We start from the raw sequence: 14,948 nt of genomic DNA on the forward strand, positions 1-14,948 counted from the left end.
AGCAGGCCGGTGAGCAGCAATGAAGGTAGCGAACGCAATCGGGGAGGGTAGTTGTAGCCGTCAATCATGGATGAGCCCTAGTGGACGAAGTTTATAGGCTCCCTAAGGTAGAAAAATAAAGGTAGGGTTGCTCATTTGGGCGAGTAAATTATTGATTACCATTGCCTAATGTTTATTTTATGAGTTGTAGTCACTGGTTTCAGTAGCTGCAACATCTCTGCCCAAAGTCTCTTTTTAGCAGGAAGGACAAAATGCTCCCCCCTTAGCAATTTAGCTGGTGAGCCAACTTGTTACGGGGGTGAGCATTTGGAGGTGATCCTACGCCAATCTGGCTTATCGTGGCCAGCACAGCCACGATAAGCCAGACAATTTTTCGTAAAGACTATTTGTTGGCACTAAATGCTCAATCTCAGAAAAGGCCTGGCCAAATGAACGCTTTTTATGGCTTATAGTGAAAGCCTAATTCTCAGCTCTCATGATTGAAAACGTCCACGAAAAGGTTGGCCAAATGGACGTAACCTGTTGTCTATCGGCCCATCCAGCTTTTTTCTTTTAGCGCCTGAAAGCGTTCACGAAAAGTTAGGTATTGTTGACATCTATCTTTAGAAAGCCTGTTTTGACCCAAATTTAAGCTACCTGTCGGTCTTTGCTCGAGGTTATAAATTGAACTAGCTAATGGGGCGTTCCGTATTATACTCTGCCAATCCAACCACCAAAATATCATTTTCAATTTTTGACTAAAACGGGTTCTTGGCAACTCCTTAAAGCGCCAAAATCAAGCGCAAAACCATGACCATTTTACAGAAGTATCGCGCTAGCAAAAACGAGTAGGCGGTCACTATAATTTACGCTTATAGTAACGATTACCTCCCTTTTATAAAAAAATGACCATAAAATGATAGTATTAAAATAACATTTATTCTTGGTATTTTTCAGTTTATTTGCAACAGAAACTTCATGAACTGCTGTATGAAAAAATATCTTCTTTCAACAATTTTATTATTGCTTATCTCTGGGTTGCTTATTGACAAAACGAGAGCCCAAACTACCCAGGCTTCTATTTCAGGGGTCATTTCGGATAATAAAAAGTCACCACTTCCGGGAGCCACCGTTCAGGTTCGCAACGAATCAACCGGGTTTTCGACCGGAACGGTAACTAATGCCCAGGGTGACTATCTGTTCAGAGAATTGCCCCTGGGCGGGCCATATACCATCCGGGTTACGTTTGTTGGCTACGGCGACCAGAAAAGAACCGGCTATTCCCTTAACCAGGGCGATGCCATCCGGCTAAACCTCAGCATGGAGGAGAGCGGGCAATCCCTCGAAGTAGTGCAGGTGGTAGCCTCGGGTCTCAAAAATAAAACGGAATATCTGGGAGCAGCTACGACCATATCGGCCCGGTCGATTGCTGCCCTACCGGTCAATGGCCGGAACTTCACCTCCTTAACCGATCTGTCCCCGTTAAGTCGGGGAACGAATCTCTCCGGGCAGCTTGGCTCGTCAACCAATTTCACAATCGATGGTACAACCGCCAAGAACCCAACATCGGCTGGTTCAACGACCAGTCGCAGTGGCGCCCCTTACTCAATTTCTATTGAGGCCGTACGCGAATTTAAAGTGGTGACCAACCAGTATGATGTTATTTACGGCCGTAGCGGTGGCGGCACTATCAGCGCCGTAACGAAAGCTGGGACCAACAAATTAACCGGTAGCATTTTTAACTATACCCGGGCCAACTGGCTATCAAGCCAGTACGACATTCGGGGCAACGAACGCAAGGTGCCCTTTTCGACCAACCAGTTCGGATTTTCGCTGGGAGGTCCAATCATCAAAGACAAGCTACACTTTTTTATCGTTTGGGATCACCAGCAGGATTCGCGCCCGTTAATTATTGCTGATGTTCAGACACCCGCCGATGAAAGTAGACTGCTGGTTACCAGAGCCACCCTTGACCGGTTTGTAGGCATTGCCCAGGCTAAATATGGTACGGCCAATACAACTCAGTATGGCACCTTCAGTAAAGTCCGGCCAACGGATGCTGGTTTTGCCCGCATCGACTGGCAGATCAACGAGAAAAACCTGCTTACCGTACGCGACAACTACACCAACGACCGCAACAAGCTGGGGCTGGCTGACAACACGGCTATTAATATTTACGAATCCTACGGAAACGACTTCAACATAGACAATAGCCTGCTGGCTACGTTGCGCACATCGCTCAGTTCCAAGTTTACGAACGAATTAAAAGTTCAGCATTTATACACCTACCAGAAAAGCGCCCCCGGCGATCAGCTTCCGGCAGCCAATATTCCCCGTAACATCGTCGAAAACGTCGCCTCAACCATCGATGGGGTCAGTCGGGCGACGAATATTCAGATGGGCGGCCACCGCTTCGCGCAGGAGGGGTTTACCAACAACGTGCTCCAGTTAGTTAATAATCTGTACTATAATACGAACAAAGCACAATACACCTTTGGCATCGACCTGATGTACACCCACGCCAAGTCGCTGTACGGCAGCGAAGTCAACGGGCGTTTCCATTACACGGTAGATGGTGCCGCTTCGGCCCTGGACAAGTTTGAGCGGCTACAACCCTATCGGTATTTCCGGGAAGTGCCCCTGGTAGCCGATCCAACGGTTGTCGGTAACACCCTCAACGCTGGTTTGTATGGTCAGATGAGCACAAAGCTGGCTCGGGGCCTGGATATGACCGCCGGTTTGCGGTTCGATTATGCCTTGTATCCGAAAGCCGAATTCAACCAGGTGGTTTTTGATGATCTGAAACTGCGTACTGACAACCAGCTTAAGGCATTCGTGGCCCAGCCCCGCTTGCAGTTAACGTGGGATGTTAAGGAACAACACAAAGATTTCATCCGTTTCGGAGCGGGCGTGTTTGCATCTGACCTGAACAACTACGTCATCATTAACAATCTTACCTTCGACGGTAAGCATTACGGAACAGTAGACGTACGGGCTCCGAACATTCCAACGCCGGATTATGCTGCCTACCGGGCTAACTATGCCAGTATTCCTTCATTGGCTGCCTTTCAGTTGCCTACCATCAACATGACCGGTGCTGATGCACGGGTGCCGATACTGTACAAAGCGAACCTGTCCTATACGCATTATCTCACTGACAAGCTGAAAGTTAGCCTGACTGGGTATGCGTCGCTGGCCCGCCACAACTACACGTATGTTGATCGTAATTTAGTTGCAGACCCGTTTTTTCGCTTAGCCAATGAAGAAAACCGGGGCGTTTACGTACCCTTAAACACCATGCCTGCCAATGGCGCGGGCGATTGGCAACAGGGCCGGATCAGCCAGCGAATAGGCCGGGTGTTGGAGCTGGGTAGTCAGGGGAAAGTCAACCAGTTTGCCGTGGTGCTTGATGGCACGTATCAGTATTTCCGGGATGGCGAAATCTCGGCCAGCTACACCTGGAACGATACCAAAGACAATACGTCCTTCAATGGTAATGTAGCCAACACGGCCACGCTGAATCAGTTAGTGAAAGACGATCCGCGCGATCTGAGTAAAATGACGTATTCTGACAACCAGTTCCGTACTAAACTGGTCATCTACGGGACGTTGCCTTCTTTCTACGGCATCTCGATCGGGTTCCGCTATTCGGGCATTGGTGGTACGCGGTATTCGCTGTTGTCGGGTGCCAATAATAATGGTGACTTTGTGACAACGAACGATCTGGCCTACGTTTTCGACAGAAATAGTGCCGAGACACCCGCCAATATACGGACTGGTTTGCAGACCCTGCTGGATAGCCCCACGGCCAGCCAGAGCCTCAAGGATTACATCAGTGCGAACTCGGGCAGAATTGCCGAACGCAATGGCGGCATCAATGGGTTCTACGGCGTTTTCGATCTTCGGGCCAATAAGCGGTTCCAGTTGTTTAAGAAACGGCAGTATCTCGACGTATCGGTGGATGCGTTCAACGTGTTCAATATGCTCAACCGAACCAAGGGAACGAACCTGTCGCTGGGCAACCAGGCGCTGTATGCACTGGGTATTCCGGCCTCGGGGGGCAACGCGGCCGTTCCTGCTTTCAGTCAGGCAACCCAGCAATTTACCTACCGCGTCAACGCGACGGGTGCCGTTACGCCATCAGGCGACCCTTTTCAAATTCAGATTGGTGCCCGCTTAGGATTTTAGAGAACTGACTTTCAGGGCGAAGACGCAAAGGGTAGGTACCAGGAACGCAAGTTGTAAATCTGCTTTGCTTACTTGGCGCCTACCCTTTACGCTAAATCGTCACTAACAATCTAATGAAGAACAAACTACTTCTAAGTTAGTTGTTGTGTGCCCATACATTTTACTCTCAATCTAAATTTGACTGCTAGAGGCAGCGTGGCTGTCGGGGGCAATTATTGACCTGCAACATTATACTGACTTATTTGTTCATACTGTACTCATTGACCAAAAAGATATAGCTAATGATTAACGCCGGGTGTTTTACGTCCGGCGCTTTTGTTTTCTTATATAAAATATTATATTTAGTTACTTAACAATCGGGTCTGTTATGTGATTCATTACCTATAATAAATACTTTTCTCGAGTTCATCCAGAGAGGTTTGCTTGACGAAAAAACCCTGGGCCGATAGACTTTGATCACCATCTGGTGGCTGGCAGCCGTGGAGAAAAATAAGTAAGGGATACATTTAAGTTGCAAGGCTTCATCGCGGTGCAGTTTCTCCCCCAGTTCGATTCCATTTAAGCGGGCATGTTGATGTCTGACAGGATCAGAAAGGGCAATTCGGTCGTCGATAACAAATACTCCAAGGCTTCTTGTCCATCGGGGAAGTACCTGACTTGATTAGGATAATTTAACTTCGTAAAGACTTGCTCAAACAGGAATTGATCGTCGGCATCATCTTCAATGAGAATGACGGGTCCGTTTTGGTTCATGGGACAAGTTAAGTGAATGGGGGAGCCCTATTATCTCACAAATCTGATCAAAGCCATTAGTCGTGGTGCATTTGTCGATTAGGGATTCATTTAGCAATTTGAACAGCTTCCTTACCCGAACGTTTGCTAACGATTACAGGATCGCATTGATGGTGCCCTTAAGCTCAATGTAGCGCTGCGAATCAAACCTAACCTCAAGGATACCAGTTGAATGACATACGTATAACCGATTCTATGGACGTCAATGAAAAAAACATGCTAAGGCTACTCCGTTTTGGAGATGTGTAACACGGGGGCGATTTGTTCAACCGGGTATTTGGCTTCTTTGTAGAGACTTTCCCCAAGACGGGCTTTCTGCTCACCGGCTTTGGATAGCCCTTTACGACGGCCTAAGAGTTGACCGCGTCGACGGGCTGAGGCCAAACCAGCCAGCGTCCGTTCCCGAATTATCTCCCGCCGGTTCGCCGGTGCGATCAAATTCAGCCAGACTGGCAAAAATGCGAAAAACGAGCCGACCTTGAGCCGTCGTGGTGTCAATCGGGTCGTTCAAACTGACTAACATGTTGCTCTTCGAGCTGAGTTACAATCTCGATCAAGTGATTCAGGGAACGGCCTAGTCGCCGGGCGGCCGGCGCCGTCCAGCTTCCAAATCATCAATGTGTCCCCTTCACGAATGATTTCGAGTAGCCTGTTTAATTCAGGCCGTTCGGTTTTGGAACCACTAGCTTTCTCCTGAAAGATTTTCAGGCAGCCTGCTGCTTTTAGGGCATCCAGTTGAAGTGCTAGATTTTGATCTTGCCGGTCCGCCGGTGCGGTTGAGACCCTAGCGTACCCTAACTAGTATCTATCTCCCATAAGAGATGTAAGAAATCTAGTTTCGATACAGCAAGCAGGTTGTAGAAGTTGAAGTTACAGAATTTTTGGGTTGTTACTGCTCAACATGTAAAGCTCTTGAGAGACGTCTTTCTGTTCCATATGTTATAAGGGATTGATCATGTACCGTTAGTGGCAAAAAACCTACAGGATAAGGTGGATGATTAGGGGCGATTACTATGGAAAGTACAAAAGTGTTATTAAGTAAACAGCAGTAAAAGTTTCTCTTGTTTTGTGAGAAAAACACAAATATGAAAATTACAAAATGTATGGCGGAGTGATGGTTTGTTACTATATGAATATTGGTTCACTTTGTAACAAATAGTCATTATATTGCCAATATGAAATCTGCCATCGCCTATTATCGGGTCTCCACCGACCGCCAGGGCAAAAGCGGCCTGGGGCTGGAAGCCCAGGAAGAAGCCGTGCGTCTGTTTGTCCAGCGCGAAAGCTACCAGGTCACCAACCACTTTACCGAAAACGAAAGCGGGAAGAAAAACCAGCGGCCGCAGTTATTGGCTGCTCTGGCTCAATGCCGAAAAGAAAAAGCTACGCTGATCATTGCCAAGCTCGATCGGCTTTCGCGCAATGTCCATTTCATTAGTGGGCTCTATGAAAGTAAGGTTGATTTTAAAGCGGTCGATAATCCGTATGCCAATAAACTGATGGTGCATTTACTGGCGGCCTTTGCCGAACACGAGCGGGAACAAATCAGCATCCGCACCAGAGACGCACTACAGGCTGCCAAACGGCGAGGAAAGAAACTAGGCGTGACCGGTGCCGAGCGAGCCAGGGAGAACCAGGAAGCGGCCCATGCTTTCGCTGAGCTGATGCGCCCGACCATCAATGCCATTCAACAGCAGGGCATCACAACGGTACGCAGCATCCGAGATGAACTGAATCGACAAGGCGTGCCAACGTATCGCCGTAATGGGCAGAGCTGGCACGTAACTAATGTACATGCACTGCTGAAACGATTAGTCACCAGTAACGCGTGATTACCATCTCATTTTAAGAGCTTTAAACGAGAAGAGAAATTAGCCCCTAACGTTTTGTGATTGGACATGAGACTATTAAATAAGTAACTTTATTAGCTACTATAAAGATTTTCATAGAATGGTCGTTTAACCAAAAATGGCATACTATGAAACAGTATTTAGACGCTCGATTCGTTATAAGTAGCCTAGTAGTTAGCTGCTTATCTTGTATGGAGATGCACCCTCTTACTCCACCTGAAATCCCGGTTCCTACTTGCCAAGCTCCTCCTATTGAGAAGAATATTATTGGTACCTGGAAATTTGAGTCTCACACCAGTTCAAATAGTACCATCAAAAAGGGGACTGTTACATTTACTAAGGATGGGGAAATTATAGATCCAGATTCTCTGTGGGCGAATCATGTTGATTACGCCGGTGCTGTACTCCGCAAAACCTATAATCCTATACTTCCAAGTCCTTTTCCAGAGTTTCCTGGAGTGTTATTTGCAACTTATCAGCATACCAAGTCATACACACAAACAACGTACTTTAGAGTGTGGGAAAATGAGTGTAATTGGATTCGAATACAATTAAATGGACCTATAGACGGCAGGAATGGCATTGAGTTTACAAGATAAAATACCAAACTCTTTTAAGCTCCTTATTCATCATCTGTATAGCTCCAAGCCTGCCGAAAGGACATAAAAAAGCCAGCTCTGGAGAGAGTTGGTTACCAGTTTGTGAAGTTTTAAGTTAAATCACAAATGCACCTTTTAAGGAGCCTTTTTGTGAGAATGTTCCTTTTTGAAATTTCCTCAAAAATTCAATTAACACCTAGCTTACAGCCCATTGTATGACTTAGAACTGTGTCGTGCAATGGATACAAGTTTGCTAATACTTATTATTATACACCCTACCCAAGTAGATTTGAAATAGTCATTTCCCTGCTTTAAACTTAGCAGGTATCACTAATAAACCTACCTGCCAGCTTCGATTCTTAGACGTAGACTCGAAGTCTACTGATTTTAGATTTTGATACCCCGTGAAAGCCTTAAAATAGCCAGCTTCCAAGCCTATCCATTTATACGTATAAGAGATGCGAGCCGTCAGCCCTAGCTCAATCGATTTAATCTCATTTGTAGGCGAAGGGGAGCTGTCCTTTACAAGTTGATTGCCTTCTGGGCCAATAAGAACGCTCAAATTAGGCAGCGGATTGATTCCGATTAAAGGGGTTAGGCCCACATAATGTAAGCGTTGTTGGACTGTCGGTTTGACATTCTGATCAAGATACTCTAGCCCCTTTTGCTGATAATTAAGTTCGAGTCGGAAGACTAGCCATCGGTTGAGACTTTGTTGGTAAAATCCACCACCATAAAAAGTACTACGTGGGGCAATTCCTCGGCTATTATAAACCCCTCCAATCGTTGAGATGGCAATATCAGTTGCTACTCGTTGGTATCCAGCTCTAATGCCAAAGTAGCCTGGTGTAGTAGTTGTCTGGCTAAAAGCTAAGTGGCTGCTGAAAAGCAATAGCCAAGTGATAATCACAAAACTGATCTTCATATAGTTGAGTCAACGTATTGAGTTATAAGAATACTTATATGTGAGCTAAAATACAAAACTTCAGACTATATACGTGTGTATTCTCTGTTTCAAAAATCGCCCCAATAAAGAGGCAGATACATGAATGATCCTTCGTCTCAATGGGAGCTTTATTTTATTCGATTTTATTCATAAATCCAGATTATTGATCGCTAACTAGGATCTTGGGTTAACTCAATTATTTCAGTTTCGATTTGCCTGATTAAATCGGTACAGGTATTATACACATCTTCTCTGTAATAAGCCTCTACGATTTCGATTTCAATATCCTGTTTGGCTAACTGTTCTTTAGACCAGTATTCTCGCTCCGGCCCAATGGCTAAATTGTCAGAATCAGAATCGATTCCGATGAATAGTATAAAATCGTCTCGTTTTGTTTCATCGAACTTATGACTAAGGCCAGTCAAAGCTCTTGAACCACTAATGACACCTATCTGGCCATCCAATATGCTTTTAGCTACTGAGATTACTTCTTCATAGAGAAGTAATTTTTTCTTCTTGTCACTGGTCATTCGTATTGTATAGGTGGCTGTATGTTAGCCAAAGTACGAAACTTGAGGCTAAATACTGTTTTATTAAACGCCCATTTCTTGAAGCAGATACATGAAGACTCTGCCGTATCAAGCAGGAGCATTATTTGAGATTTTAAAAAGCAAGGGTTACTGATCAAAAAGGACCGCTGCTGATCAGTAACCCCATTAACAACAAGTCAAGATTGGCTCAAGCCAAGTAGACAAAGAATGAGGCTTGGCTATTCGATCAGAAGTTGGTAGGCCACAAAATGCTTGACTCCAAACCGGGCATACCACTGATCAATCGGCACTTGACTTTGAGCCAAAGCACAGTATAAATAATAACCGTCTTTTTCATAGGGCAGCGTGTAAACTAAAAACGTAAATTTCTTGCCCACCGGAATCTTGGCCTTCCCCTGGCTATAGGCTAAAATATCTGTTCGAAAACTATACTGACCCGCTTGGCCAGCTTCCGCCTTGTACTGCTTGCGCTGACCCACGCGGGCAAAGCGGAAAAAGGCTTCCAGCGTGGTGGCGTCGAGGGCTCGTGCATACACATCAAACGACAACTTCCCGCTGGAGTCCAGTTGAAACAGGTCCTGACGGCTGGTTAGATTCTCTTCCGGCTGGGCCACCCCATGTCGATACTCTTGAGCGGTTAGTTTAAAGAACCTACCCTTTAAGCGAGGATCACTCAATTCGAGGTGATGTTTTTCGACGCCCATAAACGACATCAGTTCTTGGAGTTCGGTATTGGCCGAACCGTATACCGCTTTCACCGCTGTACTATCACTACGCTGAGCCAAGGCCCAAACCGGTAGGTGAAGGAGTAACCCTAGAAACAGCCCTAGTCGGATGAAAGGCAGACCAGGACACCATAAACCGGCTGACCAGGGGTTGAGAGCAATTGATTGAAACCCAGTAGATACGTGCAGCGGGCGTTGGCGGAGAGTGATCATAGCTTTTTTTGACAAACCACGACCAAAAAACGCACCGACTAGGTTAACCCCCGTTAAGCAAGGTTAATTAAGGTTAATGCCAGGTTTGGCTAGCCCAAAATCAGTTATCTTCCCCCAGTGAAACAGCCCCTAAATCTGATCTTACTACTGATGGCCCTGTGTATAGCGGGCATCATTGGCTTGCAACTCTTCTGGAATTATCAGAACTATCGAGCGACCGTGACCTCCTTTCAGCATGCTATTAACCAAACCCTCATTCAAGCGGTGGATCAAGAAAAGGCTTACCGCCGTCAAGCCCTGATTCAGCAAGTGAAGGCCTGGTTAGCTGACACCTCGTTCATTCAAATTACGTGTGATACCAAGAATCAGGACAGCAGTACGGTCTTCCACATCAATGATCGATACCCTAAGTTTAAAGGCAGTTCCGGTTTCACCTTTGGTATTGTTTCGTTTAAGCGCAAACTCAAGCGCTTAAGCCCGCCGGTCAAAACGATGGTGATTAATCACTTTGCGGACCGACGGCTTCGCCAGGATTTGCAAGAAGGGATGATCTACTACTATACCCCACGGCTGGGGGAACGCTTAGCCAGGGCTTGGGATCAGAGTCATGTGCAGTTGAGCCAGTTAAATCGAATTTACCGAAGCCGACTCGTGGCCAACGGGATTGACGCCCCGTTTTTTCTATCGCCCACTCGCCAGGGCGGTAGTGGCTATTGGACCCAACCCGTGCCTACGTCCGCTCAAAAACCAGCCAACCAGTGGGTGCGGGCTCGGTTTGAGCCGCCGACCGATTACTTTGTCAAGACCATGAAATGGGTTATCCTGAGCACCTTTCTGCTGGTAGCCATTAGTTTGTTCTGCTTTGGTTATACCGTTAAGACCTTGCTCTCCCAACACAAATTAGCCCAGTTGAAGGATGATTTTATTAATAACATGAGTCATGAGCTGAATACGCCATTGGCCTCCATCAAGATTACGGCTGAAGCCCTGAAATCCTTTAACTACCCGCCCCAGATGCAACAAAACTACCTCGATATTATTACCTACCAAACCGACAAACTGACGGGCTTAACGGCCCAAATCTTAACGGCCAACCGCCGAATCTCCTTGTCGAACGAGCCCTGGCAGGTAATGAGTGTAAGCCAGCTACTGGAGCAGGCCATTCACGAGCTACCCCTTCGCTACCCTCTTCCGGCAGCCTGGGTTAGCTATCAGCCTCCACCTGAGCCCGTGTGGGTGAATACACGAGCCACGAGTTTAATGGCCGTGTTTACCAATCTGCTGGACAATGCCCTCAAGTATGGCTCCACTCATCCCCAACTCACCATCCTTCTAACCACAAAAAACCGGTGGGTTGACATTAGTTTTTCCGACAACGGCATCGGCATACCGTTTGAGTATCGAACTAAAATATTCGATCCCTTCTTTCGAGTGCCATCTGGAAATGTGCATGATGTAAAAGGCTATGGCTTAGGCTTAAGTTACGTGCGGCAAGTCCTGCTGGAGCATGGGGGCTCGATCCGGGCGGAAGCCAATGAGCCGTGTGGCAGTATATTTTTCATTCGTCTACCGCTACGCTGATGGAACAAGCCCATATTCTCTTGGTGGAAGATGAGCCGTTTCTGGCTCAGGTAGTGGCCGATAGTCTGGAGCAACAGGGCTACCAAGTTACTCATACGGGGGATGGCCAACAGGCTTTTGATCTATTTAGTAGTCATCGCTTTTCCCTCTGCATCGTCGATGTAATGCTACCGAGCAGCGACGGGTTTAGTTTGGTCCAGCAAATCCGTCAGGTGAATAAGATCATTCCGATCTTATTTCTGACGGCTCGGACGGCGACCAAAGATTTGATGGAAGGTTACCGCAGTGGGGGGAACGATTATTTGAAGAAGCCATTCAGTCTGGAAGAACTGTTTCTGCGCATCCAAGAATTGCTAAAACGCAGTTCTCCCCCCAGTACGGGATTAGTAGGCACATTGCTTATCGGCCGCTACCGCTTTATGACTCACCAACAGACGTTACAGCTCTCGGATCATGCCATCATCCGGTTATCGTACCGGGAAGCACAACTTCTTCAACTGTTATACGATCATCAAAACCAGGTTTTATCGCGTCGGCACATTTTACTTAGTTTATGGGGGGATGATAGTTACTTTGAGGGGCGCACCCTGGACGTCTTCATTACTCGATTACGGAAGTATTTGAAGGAAGACCCGTCGGTTGAAATTCTGACGTTGCGGGGCGTTGGCTACCGGTTGGTTTGTTGAGCAGGCGACTAAACTAATCAACGATGGTTCATTAAGCGCCCGAATTATTGACACGACCTCGTCTCAATTGGGAGGGTATTTGTGAGATCGTCTTTCAATTTAATAGAGAAATAAACTTTTATGCTAAGACCAAGTCGCTTTGAAAAGGTTATACAGCCAACTTTATGAATCATCTATTGCTGAACGGTGAGGACTATTGTCGCTGATGCACTAATCATGAATCCCCAGCCAACAACCAATACCCAGAAAAACAGAGGGCCAGCGCTCCTTTTATCGCTTGGCTTAGCCGGGTTATTGGTTTTTATTACCTACATGATTTACGGGGATGCGGCTCGAGAGGATGAAATAGCGAGTAGTAACCCCCCAGTTTTGATGAAGGTAACCGGCAGAGCGCGCGGTTGGGGCACAGTGAAATATCCGGATCATATCTATGCTCAGTACCAAGGCAAGCAGTACGATTTTAGCTGTGGTCGAAAGTATTTCAATAAAACTATGGAGGCAGATAGCATTGTTGCCCATCTGGATGTCACTAGCGGAGCAGCGGCATTGCCTGGCTCAGGCCGGGTGCGGCATTTGCTATTTTTATTTGCCCTGATATTGGGAGTCGCCCTACTAACGATCTATAATGGGGTACGAACATTCGTCAAGTCCACCTAAATTTACCTCAAGCAATGCCCTATTAAAGGAGTAGATACAGGCTTCAGTCGTCTCAGGTGGGAGCCTTTTTGTAAGATGAGTGACTCGTAGTAATAAACTAGGGGGCAATCAACTGAGGAGGTCCGATTTAGCGGCACACTGAATTTGTCCGATTAGTGTAATACCGGTTCTCAAACTGTTCAGGACTTTGGTAGCCCAGCGCCGAATGCTTTCTCTCCCTATTATAATAGACTTCAATGTAGTCGAAGATTTCTGTATGGGCATCCTCAATGCTCAGAAATACGCCACCTTCCAGTAATTCCGCTTTCAGGCGGCTCCACAACGACTCGGCAAAGGCATTGTCGTAAGGATCGTCGGCCCGGCTCATGCTGGGCCTGATATGCCACAACCGACTTATTTCTTTTAACTCCGTTGATATGTATTGTCCACCCCGATCTGAATGGATAATCAGACCCACAGCAGGTTGCCGTACCTGCAATGCACGACGTAGTGGAAGTACAACTAGGTCATCTTCCATTGTTTCGTCTACTTGCCAACCTACTATTCGGCGCGAAAATATATCCATCCAAGTCGCTAAGTAGGCCCATTCCCCACTGATCAAAGGCAAATACGTAATGTCGCTAACCCAAACTAAATTAGGGGCTTGAGGCAACGGTTGATCTAACAATAAATTTGGCCAGTAGCCTCTACCATGTGTACTATCCGTCGTTCGTGGTACGAATGATTTAGGTTGAATGGCTTGTAAACCACTCTTTTTCATCAGCGTTCGAACCTGACAGCGGCCCAATGAATGGCCTTTTTCCTGCAACTCAGCGGTAATACGTCGACTGCCATACCGTCGTTTATGTTTGGCAAAAGTCTGTTCGACTAACTGCTGGTATTGAGCTTTTTCATGTGTTAGTTGATAGCTCTCACCCCGCAGGTATCGATAATAGGCTGTACGACTTACTTCTAACACCAAGCACAAGATTTCAACTGCAAACTCAGCCGCCAACTCTCGGACCAGTTCATAACGTAATTTCAGGTCTGTCGGCTGATAATGGCTAAGGCTTTTTTTTAGATTTCGCGTTCTGTTTCCAGTTGACTAATCTGTTGTAACAGCCGCTGGTTCTCAAGTAGTGCATCGGAGGACTGACTCGAAGAAAAGTATTTTTCTTCCCCTTTTGTCCGTTGCTTCCATTTGTAGATGAGTGCTTCACTGATGCCCAGTGCCTGCGCCACATAAGCCACAGTCTGCCCATTAGCAATCATTTTCAGCACATCGGCTTTGAAGGTAGCGTCGTATTTACGCCGTTTTAGGGATTTGTTTTTAGGCTGCATGATCTTGCGAAATTAGACAAGTTCACTGTGCCGATTAATTAGACCATCTCAAACTCATGGTTAGATTCGCGAACTGATATGGTCCTAAATATCCGGACACGAAACTTTTTTAACTTCGTGTACCATGAACCAATCCCAACAACCAAAACGAAAGTATACCGCCGAGTTTAAGGCTGATGTATTGCGGCTAGTTGCCAATGGTGAACCCATCATGGCTGTAGCCCGCAAAATGGGCATTAGCGATAGCCTGATTCATGCCTGGCGGAAGACCAATGACAAAGGGGAAAAGAAAACTGATCAAAGTCTTCAACAAGAAGTCGATAGCCTACGTAAGCAACTGCGCCAAAGCGAGATGGAGCGCGAGATTCTAAAAAAAGCTGTTGCCATTTTCAGCCGACAAACCTGACGCTGACTTACCAGTTTATTCAGTTTGAAGAAACCAATTTTCCAGTACGACTACTCTGTAAAGTACTGAATGTCAGTAAGACTGCATATTACACATATCGTAATGGAACAACGTTCACTCCGTCAGATAGCGATCTAGCCATGACCACAGCCATCGACAAGATTTTCTGGGAAAACTCCCGACGCTATGGCAGCCGTCGCGTGCTGGAAGCTCTGAAAGAACAGGGCGTAAAGGCTGGTCGACATCGGGTACGTCGTTTGATGCAAGAGCAGGACTGGCGAGCCATTCAGCCCCGTAGTTTCGTGCCCAAAACGACTAACTCCAGGCATGGTTTAATCGCTTGCCCCAACCGCTTAATCGAGTTTGGCAAACCGACTGCACCTAATCAGGCGTGGGTTGGCGATATTAGTGCGCCATGAAGACGCAGTTTTTTTTGAAGACTGCGTTGGCTGATT

General features: G+C 46.6%; 14 protein-coding genes and 1 pseudogene. 7 read left to right on the forward strand and 8 right to left on the reverse strand.

Going from position 1 to position 14,948, the window contains the following annotated elements:
- Nucleotides 1-969: 969 nt before the first annotated feature.
- Nucleotides 970-4,167: a TonB-dependent receptor gene (locus tag IC229_RS34615; protein WP_190893540.1), complete on the forward strand. Its 3,198-nt coding sequence runs from the start codon at nucleotides 970-972 to the stop codon at nucleotides 4,165-4,167.
- A 558-nt stretch (nucleotides 4,168-4,725) separates the two neighbouring features.
- Here IC229_RS34615 and IC229_RS35620 read toward each other — a convergent pair.
- From IC229_RS35620 to IC229_RS35630, 3 genes and pseudogenes are all read right to left on the reverse strand, one after another.
- A complete protein-coding gene (locus tag IC229_RS35620) occupies nucleotides 4,726-4,920 on the reverse strand; it encodes a response regulator (protein WP_223834390.1) in 195 nt (64 codons plus the stop codon).
- Between the two features lie 264 nt (nucleotides 4,921-5,184).
- A complete protein-coding gene (locus IC229_RS35625) occupies nucleotides 5,185-5,457 on the reverse strand; it encodes a hypothetical protein (RefSeq protein ID WP_223834391.1) in 273 nt (90 codons plus the stop codon).
- A gap of 18 nt (nucleotides 5,458-5,475) precedes the next feature.
- Nucleotides 5,476-5,742, reverse strand: a pseudogene (locus tag IC229_RS35630) (recombinase family protein); the annotation flags it as partial.
- Nucleotides 5,743-6,134: 392 nt separating this feature from the next.
- On the opposite strand from IC229_RS35630, the gene IC229_RS34630 reads away from it, so the two are divergent.
- Complete coding sequence (locus IC229_RS34630; RefSeq protein WP_190893542.1) at nucleotides 6,135-6,791, forward strand: recombinase family protein; 657 nt, start codon at nucleotides 6,135-6,137, stop codon at nucleotides 6,789-6,791.
- Between the two features lie 915 nt (nucleotides 6,792-7,706).
- Here IC229_RS34630 and IC229_RS34635 read toward each other — a convergent pair.
- The 3 genes from IC229_RS34635 to IC229_RS34645 form a co-directional block, all read right to left on the reverse strand.
- On the reverse strand, nucleotides 7,707-8,333 hold the full coding sequence (locus IC229_RS34635; RefSeq protein WP_190893543.1) for an outer membrane beta-barrel protein: 627 nt from the start codon (nucleotides 8,331-8,333) through the stop codon (nucleotides 7,707-7,709).
- Between the two features lie 191 nt (nucleotides 8,334-8,524).
- Nucleotides 8,525-8,884 carry a hypothetical protein gene (locus IC229_RS34640; protein WP_190893545.1) on the reverse strand — a complete coding sequence of 120 codons (360 nt, stop codon included), beginning with the start codon at nucleotides 8,882-8,884 and terminating at the stop codon, nucleotides 8,525-8,527.
- 239 nt (nucleotides 8,885-9,123) lie between these two features.
- Nucleotides 9,124-9,843: a hypothetical protein gene (locus tag IC229_RS34645; protein WP_190893547.1), complete on the reverse strand. Its 720-nt coding sequence runs from the start codon at nucleotides 9,841-9,843 to the stop codon at nucleotides 9,124-9,126.
- 117 nt (nucleotides 9,844-9,960) lie between these two features.
- Between IC229_RS34645 and IC229_RS36020 the strand changes: the two genes are divergently transcribed.
- The 3 genes from IC229_RS36020 (at nucleotide 9,961) to IC229_RS34660 (ending at nucleotide 12,767) form a co-directional block, all read left to right on the forward strand.
- Nucleotides 9,961-11,424, forward strand: coding sequence for a sensor histidine kinase (locus tag IC229_RS36020; protein ID WP_190893548.1), 1,464 nt, complete (start codon nucleotides 9,961-9,963; stop codon nucleotides 11,422-11,424).
- A complete protein-coding gene (locus tag IC229_RS34655) occupies nucleotides 11,424-12,110 on the forward strand; it encodes a response regulator transcription factor (protein WP_190893550.1) in 687 nt (228 codons plus the stop codon). The genes IC229_RS36020 and IC229_RS34655 overlap by 1 nt, the downstream gene beginning before the upstream one ends.
- Nucleotides 12,111-12,326: 216 nt before the next feature.
- Nucleotides 12,327-12,767, forward strand: coding sequence for a hypothetical protein (locus IC229_RS34660; protein WP_190893551.1), 441 nt, complete (start codon nucleotides 12,327-12,329; stop codon nucleotides 12,765-12,767).
- A gap of 127 nt (nucleotides 12,768-12,894) precedes the next feature.
- Here IC229_RS34660 and IC229_RS34665 read toward each other — a convergent pair whose 3' ends face one another.
- Together IC229_RS34665 and IC229_RS34670 are read right to left on the reverse strand one after the other, a co-directional pair.
- Nucleotides 12,895-13,791, reverse strand: coding sequence for an IS3 family transposase (locus tag IC229_RS34665; protein ID WP_190893558.1), 897 nt, complete (start codon nucleotides 13,789-13,791; stop codon nucleotides 12,895-12,897).
- 32 nt (nucleotides 13,792-13,823) lie between these two features.
- Complete coding sequence (locus IC229_RS34670) at nucleotides 13,824-14,087, reverse strand: transposase (protein ID WP_190893553.1); 264 nt, start codon at nucleotides 14,085-14,087, stop codon at nucleotides 13,824-13,826.
- A gap of 124 nt (nucleotides 14,088-14,211) precedes the next feature.
- Between IC229_RS34670 and IC229_RS34675 the strand changes: the two genes are divergently transcribed.
- Together IC229_RS34675 and IC229_RS34680 are read left to right on the forward strand one after the other, a co-directional pair.
- On the forward strand, nucleotides 14,212-14,493 hold the full coding sequence (locus IC229_RS34675) for a transposase (protein ID WP_190893555.1): 282 nt from the start codon (nucleotides 14,212-14,214) through the stop codon (nucleotides 14,491-14,493).
- A 140-nt stretch (nucleotides 14,494-14,633) separates the two neighbouring features.
- Complete coding sequence (locus IC229_RS34680; protein ID WP_190893557.1) at nucleotides 14,634-14,912, forward strand: IS3 family transposase; 279 nt, start codon at nucleotides 14,634-14,636, stop codon at nucleotides 14,910-14,912.
- Nucleotides 14,913-14,948 lie beyond the last annotated feature (36 nt).

It is taken from the genome of Spirosoma profusum (assembly GCF_014699005.1).
GTDB classification, from domain to species: domain Bacteria; phylum Bacteroidota; class Bacteroidia; order Cytophagales; family Spirosomataceae; genus Spirosoma; species Spirosoma profusum.